This window comes from Microcoleus sp. D3_18a_C4 (genome assembly GCF_036702415.1).
GTDB lineage: Bacteria > Cyanobacteriota > Cyanobacteriia > Cyanobacteriales > Microcoleaceae > Microcoleus.
Genome location: NZ_JAUBTI010000055.1, coordinates 1 through 19,057, shown reverse-complemented (window position 1 = coordinate 19,057; position 19,057 = coordinate 1). Strand labels below are relative to the sequence as shown.

The following is a 19,057-nucleotide window of genomic DNA, read 5'->3' as shown; positions in this document are numbered from 1 at the left end:
CTCATCATAACATATATTAAAAACACCATGAAATCCACACACAAAAAACCGCGCTTTTTCCTAACATTCCTCTCCTTCACCACCTTAGCAATGTGGGAAATAGGACTTTTTCCCGCATCCCAAACAGCCACAGCCCAAATCACCCCCGCAACCGACGGCACGAATACTCAAATTACTCCCACTGGCAACCAATTCAACATCAACGGCGGCCAACAATCAAGCGACGGTGCAAATCTCTTTCACAGTTTCCAGCAATTTGGTTTAACTCAAGGGCAAACTGCCAATTTTATATCTAATCCTAATATCCGCAATATTTTAGGGCGAGTTGTCGGCGGCGATGCTTCGCTGATTAACGGATTAATTCAAATAACGGGCGGCAATTCCAATTTATTTTTAATGAATCCGGCGGGGATTGTTTTCGGTGCAAATTCTAGTTTGAACGTGCCTAGTGCTTTCACTGCTACTACTGCGACGGGCATCGGTTTTGGCAATAACTGGTTTAGTGCCGCTGGTACTAATAATTATACTCAATTAGTCGGAAATCCTAATACTTTTGCTTTTACAAATACACAGCCGGGGGGAATTATCAATTTAGGCAATTTGGCAGTGGGACAAGGGCAAAATTTAACTTTATTGGGCGGCACGGTTTTGAGTACGGGACAAGTTTCTGCACCGGGAGGAAATATTACTGTTGCGGCGGTTCCGGGTGAGAGTTTAGTCAGAATTAGTCAACCGGGAAATCTGTTAAGTTTGGAGATTCAACCGCAATCTGTCGCGGGGAGTTTGCCTCAAAATTGGGTGTTGCCAGTTGCATCTTTGCCGCAGTTGTTGACTGGTGGCGGTGGAAGTGCAACGGGGGTGACAGTCAATGCTGGAGGGCAAATAGAATTAACTGGTTCTGGTTTGCAGGTAGAGAATGGAGATGTCACTGCTAAAGAAGTAACTGCGGAGACTGCAACGCTGTCAGCTAATCACAATTTGACATTAGTTGAAAGTCTGTTGCGTACAACGGGCGATTTGAATTTGCTGGCTGACGATACTGTGCGGGTGCGCGATAGTGTGGCAAATCCGTTTGTGGCGAATGCTGGCGGCAATCTGTATATTCGGGGAAATCAAAGTATCGATATTTTGGCGCTGAATCATCTTTCACAAACGCCATTTGTCAGCGGTGGAAATTTGACTTTAGCGAGTGATGGCATTATATCTACAGATTCTCACTTTAGGAGCGGAAATAACACATCGATTGTTGATTTATCCGGTAAACCTGCGAATTTTATTAGCCTGTACGATCCTCCATTTATACAAGATGGTGATTATATTTCTGGGGGTTACACGGGTGCATCTATCAAGGTAGATACGACTTCTGGTACAGGAAATATTACTTTTAATGGAGATATCGTAATTACGAGTCCAGATGCAAATTTTGCTAATGCTTCTCCCGGTACAGATGAATTTATCTTGGGCAGTTCGCGATCGGTAATTTTGCGATCGGGTGGCAACATTCAAGTAGTTGGAAAAATTGATACGTTTCCCGATCCGAAGTTGTTCCCAAGAACTGGTCAAACTGGCCCTATAACTTTGCAAGCTGCAGGCAACATTCAAACAGGAAACATTAACGCAGATAATTTTGGGGGCGATGCTGGTTCTATATCTTTGACTGCAGGAGGAAATATTTCAACAGGAGCACTTCGTGCTATAGCCACCGCTGTGAATGGCAAGGGCGGTGATATTACTGTTAATGCAGGTGGCAGCTTTACTCTTAGAGAAAGTATAGCTTCTTTCGCGTCAAGTGGAGCGGGTGATATTACTCTCAAAGCAAAAAACGATATCACTTTAGACTGTACCTCCCCTAGTTTTTGCATAGAGAGTTTTGCAGGAGGAGTTCCTAATACAGTACCTACTGGCAGTAGTGGTAATGTTACAATCATCAGCGAACAGGGAGCTATTATTTTTCCTCCAAGCGGAGTACATATAACCACGGGAAATAGCGGTTTATCCAGCTTTCCTGGTTCTGTAACGTTACAGGCAAATGGTAACGTTAACGTAAGTTATATAGGTGCAGAGAGTATAGGTGAATCTACAGCCGATGGTGCAGATATTAATATTACGAGCGTAAGTGGCAATATCCAGCTTGGCGACATCAATAATTCTTCAGACGGCGGTAATGGTGGCAGGGTTACTATTTCTACCAGTGGAAGTATTAAAACAGGCGACATATTAAACTACGGTATCTTGCAAGGCGGGATTGTTAATTTTACTAGCACGAATGGCAGCATCACTACAGGGAAATTAAATGCAACCAGCTCTCAGGATTCAGGAAATGATACGATTTTCTTACCGCAAAATGGTGGTTCAATTACTTTGAGTGCCGATCGCAATATTACGACTGGCAATCTCACTGTAACGGCGAATCAAAACGGTGGCCCGATCGCACTTACGAGCACTGCCGGTTCCATAAATACCGGAACGATCGATGTCACGGGCGATCGCGCTGCTGGAAATATTACCATTCAAGCCAAAAGTGGCATCATAACACCGACAACAGGAACCGCGATCGCGGGTACTTCTAGTAACGGCAACGGTAGCAATGTTACTTTATCTACTGCCAGCGGTGACATTAATATAGGCGATGTTTTAGTATCGGGAATACAGGGTGGAAATCTTAACTTTACTAACAGCAACGGAAATATCAATACAGGTCAGCTATTGACAAGTTATGACGGTTCATCTCCCGATCTTAAAACTAACACAGGCGGCAAGGTTAATCTAAATGCTGGGGGAAATATTACTACCAGCGACATCCGGGCGATCGGCAATCAAGACGGCGGCTCAATCACGTTTAAAAGCGGCGGGGCGATCGACACTACCGCCGGAATCATCAATGCGATCGGCGGCAACAACGGCGGCAATATTTCCCTCGAAGCTGGAACCAACATCAGTACGGCAGGAATTGGTAGCGCCCTATTATTAAGCGGGTTCAATGCCAATAGCGGAAATCTTCGCATTCAAAGCGGCGGTAATATCGACACAACAGCAGGCCCAATTATTACCGCTGCGGCCAATGGTAAAGGCGGAGGAATCACCATAAATGCTGGCGGAACAGTTTCGACATCTGATATTAATTCCCGCACTTTCGCTCCCAGTATTACTGTGACTGGTGGCAATATTGATGTCAAGGCAAATGACTCTATTACTGCCAGTGGCAAGATCGAAACTAACCGCAATAACATTACTTTTAACGCTCCGGTAACATTAGGTGATAACCTGTCGGTCAAAATTTTAGAGACTGGCGATATTACTTTTAAATCTACTGTTGACGGGCCTTACAGTCTGACTGTTCAACCCGATGCCGGAAGTGTGGACTTTGGTGGTGCTGTGGGCAGTGTTGCTCCCCTCAACAGCGTCAATATTCAAGATGATATCCACGAAAGTTCCGCTGCAATTAACATTATTACTACGAATAATATTACCGCCAAAAATATTATCTCACCGGCCGGAATTTCTTTGTTTAGTGAGAACGGAGAAATCACAACAAAAAATCTTGATGCGACTTCTCCTAACAATGGCGGCAATATCGCTTTGAGCGCTGGAACTAATATTACTGCCGGCGATATCAATACCTCGTCTGCTGGTGATGGCGGCAGTATCTTGCTCGACGCTACCGGAAGTATTACTGTTGGTAAAATTGACTCTTCGGCGCAGGGGAATGCAGGGAATGTCACGGCTTATAATCGCAGCACTTCTGGCAATATTACTGTGAGTCAAATTGATGCTCAGAGTCAGGGCAGCGGTATCGGCGGAAATGTGGAGATTCTGATGGGAATGTTTTTTCGATCGCTCAATTCCTTCACAGACAGAAACGGCATCAATGCTAGCATTTCTACGGCTGGAAATGCTGGAGATAGCAGCGGCGGTACTATAATTATCCGCCACGGAGGCGCAGGATTAACGCCGTTTATTGTCGGTGATTCTGCCATAAATGGAACGGCGGGTGCAATTACTAGGGGAAATTCTAATCCTATTCAAACAATTTTGCCCGATCGCGAATATCTCTATACTCACAGACAGGATGTCGATCGCATTCAAATTATTTCCGTACCGCCGCCAATAGTTGCACCCACACCAGCAGCGACTCCAACGCCCGCAGCTACTCCAACGCCCGCACCGACACCCGCAGCTACTCCAACACCCGCACCCACAGCCGCAGCTACTCCCACGCCCGCACCCACAGCCGCAGCTACTCCAACGCCTGCACCCACAGCCGCAGCTACTCCAACGCCCGCACCCACAGCCGCAGCTACTCCAGCGCCTTCCCCAACACCGACTCCAGCGCCCGCACCCACACCCCCACCGCAACTCCCACCGCGTTTACCCCTCGCACCTTCGGCAACACCCGAAAGCTCGAGCGCACCATCCCCAACTCCCGAAAGCTCGATCGCACCTTTCCCAATTCGCCAAATATTTATCCCACCTGCCCCAATTCCCCAAACTTCGATCGCACCTTCGGCAACACCCGATCCGATACCTGGTTTTCCCATCGACTTCCGACTACCTCAATTGCCCGATTCATTCGTACTGCCACCCCGCGCGCGCCCCACACAGCCCTCAACACCCACAACCCCAAACGCTGCTGCCCGCCTAGCTTCGAGGCCTACCCTTCCCTCTGTTTCCCAAATCACCTCCTCCCTCGGCGCTCAACCTACGATCGCCCCCAAACCTTCAAACGCACCAAATCCCGCGCCCACAGCCCCTATTGCCTCCGTAACCCAGCCCTTAGCTCCAATTCAGCCAGCACCTGCAAGTGCGATCGTACCCGCGCCTGTAAGTGCGATCGTACCAGCACCTGCACCCGTCCCCGCACCCGCTGTCAGCCAAAGCCAAAATCCCCAACAAAATTTAGCTTTTTTAATTGGCGATTTATTGGGTGCTGAAACTTCTTTCGAGCTAAATCCTGAAACTGGAAATACCAGAGTTGGCTTTCAGCTAGAAAATAATCGACAAATATCGATCGACATACCGCCCGTTGTTGAAACACCCAATCTTACCTTTATCCCAGCTTCAGAAAACCCTCCCGAAAACCCGCCGCAGCTTGGCGCTTCTTCCACCGAACAACCCGACGGATACATAGTCTTAAATCCCGCTCCCGCCGAGACGCCTCCTCCAGAACAACCTCCTGAAAACCCTACTAATTGGTTGGCAAATATTCCCCAAATCTCTCTGCCGCAAATAGAATCACCTCCCGTTAATCCAGTACCCGCACCAACACCAGCACCAGCACCAACTCCAGCGCCCGCACCAACACCAGCCCCAACTCCAACTCCTGCCCCCGCACCAGCGCCAATTCCCGCACCAACTCCCACTCCCCCTCCGATCGCAGAAAATCCCTTACCCGCAGATATCCCAAATATCTTTCCCTCACAAATTAGCAGGTCGCTCGTCGAACAAACTTTAGAGCAAGGTAATGCTAATGATGCGGTTGCTCTAATTGACCAACTCTTTGAACAAGACTACGAAAATTATTATGGGGAAAATTTCACAGATAAAAAAATCAACGTTCAATATCTAAGAGAAACTCTCAAAACAATTAAGGAGGAAACCGGGAAGCAAGCTGTAATTGTTTACGCGATCGTCCGGCTCAAAGAAGTGTCGCTAGTGTTAGTAGTTCCCGACGGGCCTCCTATTCTCAAACAAGCGCCGGTTAACAGCAAAACACTGCTAAAAACTGTGAATCTTTTTCAGGGCTATTTGGCACAGCCACAAAGTTCCCAAGATACAGCATATTTGGAAAACGCGCAGCAACTTTACCAATGGTTAATTGCACCAATATCTAAAGAATTGGAATCGTTAAATATTGATACGCTAATTTTTTCATTCGATGCAGGTTTGCGCCAACTGCCACTATCCGCTTTGCACGACGGCAAGCAATTTCTAGTAGAAAAGTACAGCCTCGGCTCAATTCCCAGTGTCAGCCTCAGTAACACAAAGTATCAAAGTTTGAAAAACGCTCAAGTTTTAGCAATGGGTGCTTCAGAGTTTCCACACACCCAGAAAGAGCGTTTGGCTGCGGTGCCGCTCGAATTATCTGCGATCGCCGGGAGGAGAACAGAAACGCAAAATCCAGCAGCATTTCCCTTGTGGCAAGGTCGCTCTTTTCTCAATCAAGAATTTACCCTGCAAAACCTGAGAAAACAGCGAGAACAACAGGCATTTGGAATCGTTCACTTAGCTACTCACGCCAGTTTTCCTCCAGGGGAAAATGGAAGAAAAGAAGCTGAGATTGATTTGTGGGACAGCTCTTTGGCGCTGGATGAATTTAGGTCGGCGAAGTGGTACGATCGCCGACAAGTAGAATTATTAGTGCTGAGTGCGTGCCAAACTGCGATCGGCGACAATACAGCAGAAATGGGATTTGCTGGACTGGCCGTCCGCAGCGGTGTCAAATCAGCGGTAGCGAGTTTGTGGAAAGTTAATGATATCGGCACTTTGGCGTTGATGACCGAGTTTTATGGCAATTTGCGATCGGCGCCAATAAAAGCTGAAGCGCTCAGAAAAGCTCAACTGGCAATGATCCACAAACAAATTGTAGTAAAAGACGGTCAATTGCGGGGAACTCAAGGCGCGATCGACATTAATCAAGCCACACAAGTAGCAAATGCAGATTTCTCTCACCCGAACTTTTGGGCCGGATTCACAATAATTGGCAGTCCTTGGTAATAGGCGATATTTGTAGGGAAACGGCACGGCGCCATGTCGGGTGCGATATCTGTAGGCAAACAACACGGCCCAGTGTCCGGCGTCCAGAGTATCCCTGACAATCAAGCATCCAGGATACCCGCCACGTGATTCATCCGTCCAGAAATAAAAAACCTGTATCCGATAAAGGAGCCCCCGAATTTATCCGTGGGGTCAATGCTTCAATTCTAAAATCTAAAATCTAAAATCTAAAATCGATTGACTACTATCTTTTTATGTCATAAATTTGCTATGAATAGCAAAACTAAACACTAGCGGGGCAAAACCTGTGGGCAAGTTTGATAAAATATTCAATTCAGAAGACCAATCCGAAGCAAGCTTGACTTTAGAAGAATCCGTAGCAGCGGTAGCACTTGTCGCAGCCGAGGCAAATTCCCCTGATACGGATGCTGATATCTTAGAAAGCATACTTTGGGAATCAGAAATATTTGCTGAATACTCGGAAGATGATATGTCAGCAATGTTTCAAAGACTCGCAGGTATTGTCGCCCAAGACGGTTTAGGAGCATTATTTAATACTGCTTGCGAATCTATGCCAGATGAGTTAGTTTTGGATACTTTTGCAATAACCGCAGCAATGTTTGTCGGAGATGGCGAAATATCTCAGAAGCACCAGGCTTTTCTCCAAGAATTCCAGGAAGCATTAGGTGTGGAAGACGAGGAAGCTGCAGAAATTATTGAGGATGTAACTGCTGCTTACTCGGAAGTAGAGGGCGAAGAGTCGGATTTCGATGGGGCATGGTACATATCTCCTGAAGGCAATTTTAGCGTTCCCATTCCCGTTGACGAGGAACGAGGCGGTAAAATTGATGAGCAAGAAAGCTGTGTCGCATTTTCTGACGACTTTGGCGTTTTGCTCAAAATAGATTATTTCCCTGTTGCTGGTGAAGTTGAAGAAACAATCGAGTCGGTTGGCGAGGAAGGTTATCTCAAGTCTTTTCTCGACAATTTTGTTTCTCAGGCAATTCTTGCTAATGTTCCCAATTCTAAGTTACTCCACGCGGAATATTTAGAAGATGAAGAAGCTTATTTCGTGGTTTTAGATTTGCCTGCGGGTGCAACTATCAGCGTGCAAGAAAACGATCGCCCTCTGACTCGGTTGGATGCTTACCGGGGACTTATGGCTTTTATTGCTGACGATTTTTGCTACACGGTAAGCTGTCAGCGCATTTATCAGGAGGGGAATGAATTGGGTTCCCTGGAGTCTGAAGTTGAGGGAATTATGAACAAGATTTTTGACTTTATTGAGACAATCGAATTCGGGCCGATCGAATAAAGAGGACTTATACCTTTTTCGATTAAAGAATTGGGACTGGTGCGATCGATTGACCGTAAGAACCCGGCCGGGGCGGGTTTTTGAGATTGTCAATTATTGGCGGGTATTGTTGGTGAACCCGCCCCTACCATATTAATGGTAATTGATAGGACATGATATTACAGGTTTTTTTGCAATAAATTATAGTGCGATCGAGAACAGGGTTTTTTGACGCATTCTCGATCGCACTTCCAGATACATTCAGTCAACCAAAGTCGAGAGACAGCAGCAATTAGCCGCCATTTTTGACTAATTAGTAGTCTGAGCTTCCACCAATCTTTGCTTGAGTTCTTCCAGAGCACTCGCCCAGCGCGGATCTGGCTGCACCGAGCCCGAATCAGCGCTCGACACCGTTGTTGCTGACTGATTGCGGCGAGACTTGTTGTTGTCACCCCGACGGCGATTGCTTTTGCTGGAACCGCCTCCACCTTGACTAGGGGGAGCCGACGAGCGTTGCTGTTGCTGCGGCGCAGGGACAGGCAGCGACGGCGACGCCGATGCCGACACCAACTGCGGTGACTGCGGCGACGACTGCTGCTGATCTTCATCGCCCTTTTCAGATTTACCCTTAGAGCGGGGCAGTGCCTTCTCTATTTTCAGCGGGTTTTCTTTGAACATCAAGCCGTTATATTTCTCAATAACTTGGTCGGCTTGTTCGTCGGTTAGCACCGTCACAAAACCAAATCCTCTGCATTTTCCAGTTTTGCGGTCTGTAATTACCTTTGTGGTAACAGATTCGCCCTCCGGTGCAAAAACTTCTTGCAATTCTTGGCGATCGAGTTCCTTCGGTAGATTGCCAACATAAAGACGAATAGACATGAAAAATTCCTCCCGACTTGGATTTTAATTAATTTGCTCGAACAGAATTACCTGAACTCAACTGAATATTGACTTCAGGCAAACACCACATAACCCGAAAATTGGCGCATTCCTCCCACCAACCTTGACAGCTCCCCCACCTTTTAGAACAAAAAGATGATTTACTCTGATAAGGCCGGAACTTAACCGCCGATGCAGAGAGCTTTTAAATCTCAGGTTGTTGTGTAAACTTTTAGTCATCACCAAAAAACTGGGTCTGAAGCCCCGTCCTTATAGGACGGCTTTACATTGAATTAAATCCCCTTTCGGGGTCTGAGAGGGAATTTTATGCAACCTCTCCGATTTTTGGGGAATGGTTGCCCCAAACTCCCATTTCTGGGGTAAAGTTAGCTTCGACAAAGTTATAAAGGCTTGCGCCGGCTAGCAGCACTGTCTCAGTGACCTTAAGACTGTTTAACCACTAGCGACAGAGCAAGGGACTAGCTTCGCATCAAGCGGGTGTCGTGACCTAAATAACGTAGCTATTTAAAGCTTAGTCTGGTCAGAATGGCCTGTTAGATTTCTCTTTCAAGCCTCACGCCTTTAGGCTGAGGTTTCTGACTCAAATGTTTAGGCTATTGGCTATTCTGTATTACTTGCTTCCGGTTTTGATTCAGAATGTTTATAGCCAGCGCCGTCTAGAAATTTATGTCCAAGGATGTCAATTGTAAGCGATCGGAATGCCAATATTCAGTTTAATACAGTGATGGATAAAATGGCTAACATTTTTTCAGCCAGTAATCTTACCTCGCTCCTAATCTCGCTCCTAATGCTGAGAACTACTCACTTACCCGCTATCCCTTAAATCAGGCCCGGCAGAGTCCGAGCATTCTTTAAAGGTATCACAGCCTTGGTAACAGAGCTAGTTATTTAGGAAGATTTCAGTCTGAATTTAACGGAAACCACATCTGAATCACTTTTGAGAATTCATCCGGCACAGCAAAAATAGCGATCGAAAAAAAACAGCCGACAAGCGGCTGGCTGTACTTGCTGTGTTGGGATGTTGACAATTTTTACGCAATGCCTTAAGGGATTTTAGCCAACAGAAGTTATCGCGCTATTTGGTTCAATCCAATTCCTGTAAACTAATGTAACAGACTGCGGGCAAAAAAGCAACTTTTCTTTACGAAGGAAGAGGCAAGTTCGGCAACGGATTTTGTAACGGATGTAACGGATGTAACGGATGTAACGGATGTAACGGATAGACTGTAGGGTGCGTAGGGAGCAACTCCAGAATCCGATCGCCAATCCCCTGTTTAACTCAAAACCGATCGAGGATGCGCGTTGTTGGCGACTCACCTGAGATGTTGCACCATTCTCAATAAGCTTTTTATGAACAGGCTTTCCGGCCTGTTCCACAAAGAGTGAATTTTCTTGTGGAACAGGCCGGAAAGCCTGTTCCACAAGAAAGGTGCAAGATGTGAGATTCACCCCACAATCCGATCGCTATTCCTCACCTTGGGCCCTGGATAATAATGTATGCGCCCCAAATAGCAGCAGCAAAAGCCAAAACCGCAGACCAAATCGGATGTCCGCTGTCACTAACCCTCCCTCCTTGACTGCGGAGACTTTCAAGGTCGATCGCCACAGTAGCACCCCGGCGCAGCCAACCAGTCGCCACAACAGATGTTCCGATCAAATCGCTAGGGCGAGTAGTCTCTTTGAACAAAAATGGCCACAAAGAGCCAATGTAGCCAAACCTCGAAACATAGTGCAACCTCACCAAACCCGTCGCCGTTTGCAAAATCAAATCTTGTCCCAGCCAATTACTCATACCCGATCGACCCAAAAGTTGCCCTTCCAGTCGCACCGGTTCAGCATCCAGCGGCAAACTATCGGGATTTGACAAAATTTCCGGCAAACTCGGCGAAGCGGTTTCTCGCGGTATAATGTCCGGGAAGAAATAATTGATCCGCATCAAAGTACCGATGCTAAATCCGATCGGCAAACAGCCCCAAAGAATAGATCGATCGCCCCAAAGCCAATCCAACTGCCAGATACTCGTCCTCGAAAAAATCCCCCCAATCAGCCAAAGCAGCCCGACTATCCCCAAACTCATCGGAATTCCAAAAAACGGCGCACCCTGTAAAAATAGTTTTGAGTCTTTAAATTCGAGTATTGACTTAAACAGAGACAATTTTCCTTTCCTGGGTTGTTCTTGCACTCCCGCGTTTGCCAAATCTAACTCTGTATCCAGTTGCCAGAATTGAGCATAGAGGGCCAACAGCTTCAAACGCTCTCCCAGCAAAGGATGCGCGCGGTTAACCGTCAACCAATTGCGCTCCTGATTGCTGACATCCCACAGCAAAATCTGTTCTAGCGGCGCGTGTAATGCAGCAGAACCAAGGCTTACAGCTTGTCCAACGCCTACAGGTAACAATAGATCGAAACTTTCCAGAAAAAAGCTAGTTTGTTTTTGCTGTTCGATATTATCAGCAATGCCGATCGCAATTTTAGCCAGTGCCCGCGTCAAACCGTTAGGATTACCTGTAATTTCTGCAGCAGTGCGATCGCTAAAATACACTCTGCGGCGCGACACCCACAACATCGGCCAGCGCAACAACTTATAAATCCCGTAACTGGTAGCAGAAATTGCAGCGGCCACAAATTTGACAGCAGAACGCAAAAACTCGATCGTCATTAAATCACACAACCGCTCTTGCCAGTGCGCCACCTGCCAATAAATCAAGTAAGGAATCTGAATCACCAGCAGCGCCAGCGACATCGGCGCAAAATCCCAGTGAGAGATATGGCCCAACTCCCGTGCGAAAATAGTAGCAATTTCCTCATCCGTCAACTGTTCCAACAGCCCGCGACTCACAGCAATCCGAGCAAAACGGGGCAAACCGCCGTAACTGAAAGCTACAGGAACATTCAGCGGCAAGAGTTTCAGCACCGGCACCGGCATATTTTGCTTGGTACAATAACTTCGCAGTACCCGACTAGCTTCCTTGCTGTGCTTGGATAAAACTGACCCGCGCAGGGTTTCGATGCCGCAAAACAGTTTCAGCAGCGCGTCTATCAGCCAGGGAGACGAGGCCAAAAGCAATCCAAAAACCATCTGAACAAAGGGAGTTGGATCGCGGTAAAAAAGCTGAATCGGCGCGAAAATAGGCAGTCTACTGAATATGTAAAGCTGAACCAACAGAGAATTAGTGTTTGTCAGCAGGAATTGCAGGACAAACCGGGCTAGGAAAAATAGGGCGATCGCACTTGCAACGGCTTGCACCCGAAACTCCAGCAACTTCAGCCGTTTGAGCGGGCGCGGGCTTTTCGCGGTGCGCCCTGCTTCGCGCCAAGTGAGTTGGTAAGTGGTAATATCTGGGCTGGCGACTCCGGGGATATCTGTTGGGGAACCGGAACTATTTTCGCCGCTAATTTCTGTATCGGGTGCGGTTTCTGTAGGGGCGGTGCCCCCGTGCCCGCCCTCTGATGTCGGGCCCCCGTGCCCGCCCTCTGATGTCGGGCGAATCGGCGGTGTGGGGGGTGGAGGTGGCGGGGAAATATGTTGCGATTTGGCGTTCCCAGGCTCTACAGCAGGCTCTAAAGGTAAAAATCCTGTTTTTTTATCTACGGTCGGTCGTAGCGAAGCGGGGCGTAAGCCATCGCCCCCTATCGATTTTTTCGGCGATTTAGTTGCTGCATCAAAGGCGACAAAGCCTGTTTCGGGGGGAGTTTCTGCGGATTTTGGTTTATTTGCCGGTGGTTTTGGGGGGGGAGGGGGGGTTAATTCTTTTAAAGCGCGATCGGCCCAGGTTTTGATTTGAGTGTTGGGGTTTTGGGCGAGGGAAGTGCACAGGGCGATCGCCTTTTTCACATTACCAGTTGCTTTGTACGCAGCCACCAACCCCATCTGCGCGCGGATTCCCGACGGCTGATTAGCTGCGGTTTGAGTAACGGATTCTAAAAGGGCGATCGCGGTGGGGTAATCCTGCTGTTTCAAAGCTGCTAGCCCAGCCTCTAGAGACTGTTTTGCAGATGAATCCGCCGGATTTGGATTAGTGGGAGGTGCCATGACTGTGCTTTCGCTAGCGTCCTTTCTAAGATAGCTTGGGTGGTCGATCGATAGCTGTTCTAACACAGCTCTATTTCTCTGTCACTATTTGTTGCAACCTTTGCCGCAAGGTACTTAAATAATTTCACTAAAATTATTTGTTTCTGAGATATTGCACCATCGCCACGATCCGACAGGGGTTTAAACCCCTGCCTCAAAGCTAAAGTCCTCGCTTCAGAGGACTGAAGAATTATGTCAATTTGTGGTTAAATACTTCCTTGCTCTTTTAGTCTCGCGTTGCGTGGACTTTGTTTGTGTAGACGCGATTTCAATCGCCAGGTTTTAATCTCTATTTTTTGATGCTAAAATTGAAAACAGTAGCTAAAGGAAAAATGCCATGTCAGAACAAGACATCGCTAAGATCATTACGATCGAACCGGGTAAGCGAGGTGGTAAACCTTGTATTCGAGGTATGAGAATTACGGTTTATGACGTGTTGGAATATCTCGCTTCTGGGATGACTTACCAAGAAATCCTAGAGGATTTTCCCTATCTCACGCAACAGGATATTTTAGCTTGCTTGAGTTTCGCAGCTAAACGAGAGCAGTTTATGTTAGTTGTTGGGTGATGAAAATACTGTTATTTGACCAAAATCTCTCTCCTCGTCTTGTCAATCTCCTTGCTGATATTTATCCCGATTCCGCTCATGTTGATGCAATTGGATTACCTACCGCACCCGATCGCGAAGTTTGGGAGTATGCTCGTCAGCATGACTATATTGTCGTTACCAAGGATGCGGATTTTAGCGAATTGAGTCTATTGTTGGGATTTCCTCCGAAGGTAATTTGGATACGGCGCGGAAATTGCTCGACGCAGGATATCGAGAGGCTACTCAGAGAGAACTATGATGCGATCGCAGTTTTAAGAGACACTCCTAATAGCGGTATTATCAGTTTGTTTTAACTCATATCTTGCACCATTCTCAAGAACAGGCTTTTCGGCCTGTTCCACAAGAAAATTCACTCTTTGTGGAACAGGCCGAAAAGCCTGTTCCTAAACAAGTAATTGAGAAGGGTGCAACATCTCAGTTTTAATAAAAACGTTTAAAGAAACCGGGTTTTTTGCCGAATCTACGCATCACAACCAACTATTCTGGAAAAAACCCGGTTTCTGGCCACCCGCGCGTCAGCCTTTAAAGAAACCGGGTTTTTTGCCGAATCTACGCATCACAACCAACTATTCTGGAAAAAACCCGGTTTCTAGCCACCCATGCGTCATTCCTCCAAGAAACCGGGTTTTTTACCGAATCTGCGCCTCACAACCCAGTATTCTCGTAAAAACCCGGTTTCTGGGCCCCATGCGTAAGCCCTAAAAAGAACTTAACCTTGCAGCTTACCGCCCAGATTTTCTCGGCGATGTACTGTCAGCCCGCGAACGACGGATCAGCACGCTCATCACCTGCTTCGGATTAGCCGCACGCTGTAGGGGACTCCAATCGCCCACTTCTGCAAATCCCAGTCGGTACAAAGTGAGTATGGTTTCCCTGACACCTTTGGGCGAACCGACAACCGTTAACAGCACCACTTCCTGTTCGCATACTGCTGCTGAGTCGTCATTTGGGCGAGCCGATGAGTTGTCGTCAGGCACGAATTCCTGTGACATAATATGTTCTCCTGGTTTTGGGTTTTCTAGAAAAACCCAAAAACCCAGCCGCCCCGCATTTCAAGACATAGCAGGGCGGCTACAGAGAATGTTAAGATTCTCGGAGCCTCCAGACTGCTGATTCCAGTTTGGCGGTTATGCTGTCCATTGCTGTTACCAGCAGCTTTGGGCAGTGCAACTAGATTTTTGGGCGACGCGGGCTGCCTCCTCTACAAGCAAGCAACCTCTCACTTCAAAGCGTAGCCGCAGATGGGGGCCGCCGTCAATCCATTTTGGATTTTAGATTTTGGATCTTAGATTTTGGATTTACTCGTTACCAGCGTCAGCGGCTGAAAACCAGTTAGTTGGGCCGAAATGCTAAAGTGAAAGTAATGTTGCTTTAGTACAACCATGTCCAAACGACTCACCATTGCCCAAGCACAGCAGCAGCTTCCCAACCTACCCCAAGAACTTATCAATGAGCCTATCATCATCACTCAAGATGGTGTTCCCGTTATGGCTGCAATGAGCTACACGCATTTGACTGAACTGTTAGAAACCTTAGATATTCTCACCGATACAGAATTCGTTACCAAATTGCGCCAAAGCATCACCCAAGCACGCCAAGGCAAAACTATTTCCTGGGAAAATGCCAAAGCAAAATTGGGACTATGAATCACGAAGAAAATGCGATCGAATATGAGATCCAGCTTACGCCACTGGCACTGGAAATGTTGGAGGCAGTCAATCGATTTTAGATTTTAGATTTTAGATTTTAGATTTTAGATTAAAGAATTGAAGCATTGACCCCACGGATAAATTCGGGGGGCAAGTTTCATCGGATACAGGTTTTTTATTTCTCCACAAATGAATCCGGGGGCTTGTATCCTGGATGCTTTCGGTCAAAGATCGACGAGAACAGGAAAAATTGCGCGATCGCATTGATCAACTAAAATTTGAACCACAAAAGCAAGGCAAAGCCCTTGTAGATAACCTATCAGGATTTCGCAGCATCCGAGCTGTTGGACAGCGCTATCGTATAGTTTATCAAGTGGAACAAGATCGAGTTCTAGTTGTTGTTGTGGGACTAGGGAGACGTAAAGATGGTGACAAAAAAGACATTTACACCATCTTAGAAAAACTGTTAGATCCGTGATTGTAACTTCTTATATCCGGCGTATTTAAGCCGAATATAGCAATCCTAAATCATTCATGTAAATTTGTAGGGGTAGTGCCCCCGTGCCTACCCCCTATTTGTAGGGGTAGTGCTACCCCTACTCCCCGTGCCTACCCCCTATCTATCGGGGCAACCACGGGGAGTAGGGGTCGGATTGCCCCTACAATAATTACGCGAATGATTTAGGGTTGCTATAAATATCATTTGTATGGACACAACAGTGTTGTGTCCTTTGCCTACGGTAATCTCACTCCTCGCTAACAGCCAAACCAGAAACCACAGGGGCGATCGCATTTAACTTCAACACAGGATGCTCCCCTTCCACCTGGCGGCAATTCCACTCATTCCTAAACAGCAAAACCGGCCTTCCCCAAGTATCTTTCACCGTCACCGTATTAAACAGCCGCCCAACTTTTTCCAGCGCCTCCCAACCGCCGTCAACCCAACGAGCTACACTGTAAGGCAACATATCGATCGTCGTTTCCACATTATATTCCGACTGCATTCTGAACTGCACCACCTCAAATTGCAACTGTCCGACAGCAGCCAAAATTGGCTCGCGTTTCGACTCATCAACCGAGTACATAATTTGCACTGCGCCTTCTTCCTGCAACTCAGAAACGCCTTTGCGGAACTGCTTAAACTTAGAAGGATTGGGATTTCTCAAAAAAGCAAAAAGTTCGGGAGAAAAACAGGGAATCCCTTCATATTCCAGTTTTTGGCCGGTGTAAATAGTATCGCCGATCGCAAATACCCCCGGATTGTTCAAACCGATCACATCCCCCGGATACGCAACCTCGATCGACTCCCGATCCTGAGCAAATAACTTTTGAGGCCTTGACAAACGCACCGTTTTACCACTGCGAGCGTGAGTCACGTTCATGTCCTTTTCAAACTTGCCCGTACAAACCCGAATAAACGCCACCCGATCGCGGTGTCTTGGGTCCATATTCGCTTGCAATTTAAACACAAACCCGGTAAAATCTTCATAAGTTGGCGGCAAATCTCCGGCGCTGCTCTTGCGGGCGATCGGCTTCATAGCGTAATCTAAAAACGCATCTAAAAACAGTTCGACCCCAAAATTGCTCATCGCGCTGCCAAAGAAAACTGGCGTCATTTTTCCAGCCCGAACCAAGTCTAAATCCAGTTCAGTGCCTAACTCATCAAGCAGTTCTAACTCTTCTTTGAGCTGATAGTAAAGGTCTTGTTCCAACAAATCTTCAATGCGCGGATCGCCCAATTCAATGACGGTATCAACAGCAGCGCGAGAACCGTGTTTAGTCCGCTCGAATAAGTGAATTTTGCGCCCTCTGCGATCGAAAACACCTTTAAAGCGATCGCCCGTACCTATCGGCCAATTTACCGGATAAGTCTGCAACCCCAATTCCTTCTCAATTTCGTCCAACAAATCCAAAGGTTCTCTGCTAGGGCGATCGAGCTTATTAAAGAAAGTAAAAATAGGCAAACTTCGCAGCTTACAAACTTCAAATAACTTCCGAGTTTGCGGTTCCAAACCCTTAGCAGCATCCTCAAGCATCACTGCATTGTCAGCCGCCGCCAGAGTTCGATAAGTATCTTCGCTAAAATCTTGGTGTCCCGGAGTATCGAGCAGATTAATGTGATATTTTTTATACTCAAACTGCAAAACAGTAGAAGTAATAGAAATTCCCCGCTGCTGTTCCATCGCCATCCAGTCAGACGTAGCGTGTCGCTGAGCCCGCCGCGCTTTCACAGAACCTGCTTCGTGAATTGCACCTCCGTACAGCAGCAGCTTTTCTGTCAAAGTAGTTTTTCCCGCGTCAGGGTGCGAGATAATAGCAAAGTTGCGCCGGCGCTCAACAGCAGTTAGCAGTTCAGTTTCAAGTTCTGTTGTCATCACAAATTAGGTAGGGGAATCATCACCCGATCGCCATTATAGCCTGTGCTACAGTTGCTATTAAAGGTAAAATTATCAATAAAGTCAAGGAAGAAATTTAGTATGTACGACTCAGACAAGCGGAAGCTTCTATCACTGGTGTGCCACGGGGCGATTTTTTTCAGCACGTTACTGTTCTCGATCGGAGCGCCGATCGCTGTATTGTTAGTATCAGATGACCCCGTTGTCAAAGAAAACGCCACAGAAGCAATCAATTTTCACCTTAATGTATGGGTGTACAGCACCGTGATTATGGTGTTAACAGTCGTCACTTTCGGTCTTGCTGGCTTTATCCTAGTGCCCCTAGGTTATCTGCTGCACTGGGGACTGACAATAATGGCTATCCTCCAGGTTTTGCAAAATCCTAACCTACCTTACCGCTACCCTTTTATTTTCCGAATAGTTTAGACAGCAAATCGCGCTTCACCATCGATTTCACAAACCCGATTTCTTCAAGAAGAAACCGGGTTTTTAATTGTTTTATAACTCACATTTGTTACCCCCAACTGGCAAATACACCGCTTAAGTGACAAAGAGGGTTGATTCTCGGAGACAAGATTCAGTAAAAAAAATTAAAAGTTTGTGAAACTAAGCATCATCCAGTTGGGGCTTCCTGAAAATTTACCTAACATCATGAGTGAAATATTCTTAATCCATAAAAATTCAAAAATTAGAGCACAATCAACTATTAATTATGCTGTTTTCGCCCTGTTGCAGCGCTGTTGTGAACGCTAAGTCGATCTTCCATTGATGCCGTTTCCCAAACTATGCTACCGCCGTTGGCTTATTTCGCAGAGTTAGGGCGGATGTTCGATCGCTCCGAACCATCGTTTTTGCTTCTTCTGTGCTATTTTTGCATCGGGCGATCGATCTATTGAAATTTTCCACAAATTCTATCTCTAGCAGGTGTCTTAAAACTTAATACAATATTTTTCCAATAAAAATCCCGCTCTTGTGGAACGGGAAAGCCATCAGGGTGCATCTATATATATGTAACTATAACTCATGGGGGGTATAACCCCTCGTAGCTTTATCAAATCTTTACAATCAACAAATTTTTGTAAAGATTGAGGTTTTTATTTGACGGATAGGCCGTTTTATGAAATTAAAATGGAAAATGCTGACATTTATAACATCCAGTGAGTTTCCCAGGACAATTGCGATTAAACTAGGATGGCGCTGTTTCTTCACCTTAATTATCAAAATATCAATAATGTGCGATCGCCTGGTTAGCCTGTTTGGGATTGAAAACTAAAAATTCAGTAGAGTGCGTCAGCAATTAGCTAATCAAGCAGAGAAAAAATAACGCGCTGCTGACGCACCTTACTAAGGAATGAGAATTAAATAACTTCCACAAGTTTGTGGGATGGGGAGCATCTCAGTTTTGCATTTACAGTGCGAGCG

At 46.6% G+C, this 19,057-nt stretch carries 12 protein-coding genes; 7 read left to right on the top strand and 5 right to left on the bottom strand.

Annotation, left to right across the window (positions count from 1 at the left end; genetic code table 11):
• Positions 1-90: 90 nt before the first annotated feature.
• Complete coding sequence (locus QUB16_RS21395) at positions 91-6,714, top strand: CHAT domain-containing protein (RefSeq protein ID WP_445251147.1); 6,624 nt, start codon at positions 91-93, stop codon at positions 6,712-6,714.
• Positions 6,715-7,021: 307 nt separating this feature from the next.
• A complete protein-coding gene (locus QUB16_RS21390) occupies positions 7,022-8,029 on the top strand; it encodes a tellurite resistance TerB family protein (RefSeq protein ID WP_333319180.1) in 1,008 nt (335 codons plus the stop codon).
• A gap of 288 nt (positions 8,030-8,317) precedes the next feature.
• On the opposite strand, the gene QUB16_RS21385 is transcribed toward QUB16_RS21390, so the two are convergent.
• Complete coding sequence (locus tag QUB16_RS21385; protein WP_333319179.1) at positions 8,318-8,887, bottom strand: RNA-binding protein; 570 nt, start codon at positions 8,885-8,887, stop codon at positions 8,318-8,320.
• 1,492 nt (positions 8,888-10,379) lie between these two features.
• Entirely contained in the window at positions 10,380-13,007 is a 2,628-nt protein-coding gene (locus QUB16_RS21380) for a zinc metalloprotease HtpX (protein ID WP_333319176.1), read from the bottom strand.
• A 310-nt stretch (positions 13,008-13,317) separates the two neighbouring features.
• Here QUB16_RS21380 and QUB16_RS21375 point away from each other — a divergent pair, with 310 nt between their 5' ends.
• Positions 13,318-13,548, top strand: a complete 231-nt coding sequence (locus tag QUB16_RS21375) for a DUF433 domain-containing protein (RefSeq protein ID WP_242725088.1) — start codon at positions 13,318-13,320, stop codon at positions 13,546-13,548.
• Positions 13,548-13,883, top strand: a complete 336-nt coding sequence (locus QUB16_RS21370; protein ID WP_333319174.1) for a DUF5615 family PIN-like protein — start codon at positions 13,548-13,550, stop codon at positions 13,881-13,883. Before QUB16_RS21375 ends, QUB16_RS21370 begins: the two co-directional genes overlap by 1 nt.
• A gap of 429 nt (positions 13,884-14,312) precedes the next feature.
• Here the strand turns inward: QUB16_RS21370 and QUB16_RS21365 are convergent, their stop codons facing one another.
• Positions 14,313-14,582, bottom strand: coding sequence for a hypothetical protein (locus QUB16_RS21365; RefSeq protein ID WP_333319173.1), 270 nt, complete (start codon positions 14,580-14,582; stop codon positions 14,313-14,315).
• Positions 14,583-14,972: 390 nt separating this feature from the next.
• Here QUB16_RS21365 and QUB16_RS21360 point away from each other — a divergent pair, with 390 nt between their 5' ends.
• Positions 14,973-15,236: a prevent-host-death protein gene (locus QUB16_RS21360; RefSeq protein WP_333319171.1), complete on the top strand. Its 264-nt coding sequence runs from the start codon at positions 14,973-14,975 to the stop codon at positions 15,234-15,236.
• A gap of 217 nt (positions 15,237-15,453) precedes the next feature.
• Positions 15,454-15,717, top strand: a complete 264-nt coding sequence (locus QUB16_RS21355; protein WP_333319169.1) for a type II toxin-antitoxin system RelE/ParE family toxin — start codon at positions 15,454-15,456, stop codon at positions 15,715-15,717.
• Positions 15,718-15,985: 268 nt separating this feature from the next.
• On the opposite strand, the gene prfC is transcribed toward QUB16_RS21355, so the two are convergent.
• Positions 15,986-17,614 (bottom strand): peptide chain release factor 3, encoded by a 1,629-nt coding sequence (gene prfC / locus QUB16_RS21350; protein ID WP_333319167.1) that lies wholly within the window; start codon positions 17,612-17,614, stop codon positions 15,986-15,988.
• Between the two features lie 102 nt (positions 17,615-17,716).
• Here prfC and QUB16_RS21345 point away from each other — a divergent pair, with 102 nt between their 5' ends.
• A complete protein-coding gene (locus QUB16_RS21345; RefSeq protein WP_333319165.1) occupies positions 17,717-18,061 on the top strand; it encodes a DUF4870 domain-containing protein in 345 nt (114 codons plus the stop codon).
• Positions 18,062-18,418: 357 nt separating this feature from the next.
• Here the strand turns inward: QUB16_RS21345 and QUB16_RS21340 are convergent, their stop codons facing one another.
• Complete coding sequence (locus QUB16_RS21340) at positions 18,419-18,541, bottom strand: hypothetical protein (RefSeq protein ID WP_333319163.1); 123 nt, start codon at positions 18,539-18,541, stop codon at positions 18,419-18,421.
• Between the last annotated feature and the right edge of the window lie 516 nt (positions 18,542-19,057).

Bases quoted from the DNA above. Each gene is read 5' to 3' on its own strand.
- QUB16_RS21395 (WP_445251147.1), top strand. From the start codon at position 91: ATGTGGGAAATAGGACTTTTTCCCGCATCCCAAACAGCCACAGCCCAA.
- QUB16_RS21385 (WP_333319179.1), bottom strand. From the start codon at position 8,887: ATGTCTATTCGTCTTTATGTTGGCAATCTACCGAAGGAACTCGATCGC.
- QUB16_RS21375 (WP_242725088.1), top strand. From the start codon at position 13,318: ATGTCAGAACAAGACATCGCTAAGATCATTACGATCGAACCGGGTAAG.
- QUB16_RS21370 (WP_333319174.1), top strand. From the start codon at position 13,548: ATGAAAATACTGTTATTTGACCAAAATCTCTCTCCTCGTCTTGTCAAT.
- QUB16_RS21365 (WP_333319173.1), bottom strand. From the start codon at position 14,582: ATGTCACAGGAATTCGTGCCTGACGACAACTCATCGGCTCGCCCAAAT.
- QUB16_RS21360 (WP_333319171.1), top strand. From the start codon at position 14,973: ATGTCCAAACGACTCACCATTGCCCAAGCACAGCAGCAGCTTCCCAAC.
- QUB16_RS21355 (WP_333319169.1), top strand. From the start codon at position 15,454: ATGCTTTCGGTCAAAGATCGACGAGAACAGGAAAAATTGCGCGATCGC.
- prfC (WP_333319167.1), bottom strand. From the start codon at position 17,614: ATGACAACAGAACTTGAAACTGAACTGCTAACTGCTGTTGAGCGCCGG.
- QUB16_RS21345 (WP_333319165.1), top strand. From the start codon at position 17,717: ATGTACGACTCAGACAAGCGGAAGCTTCTATCACTGGTGTGCCACGGG.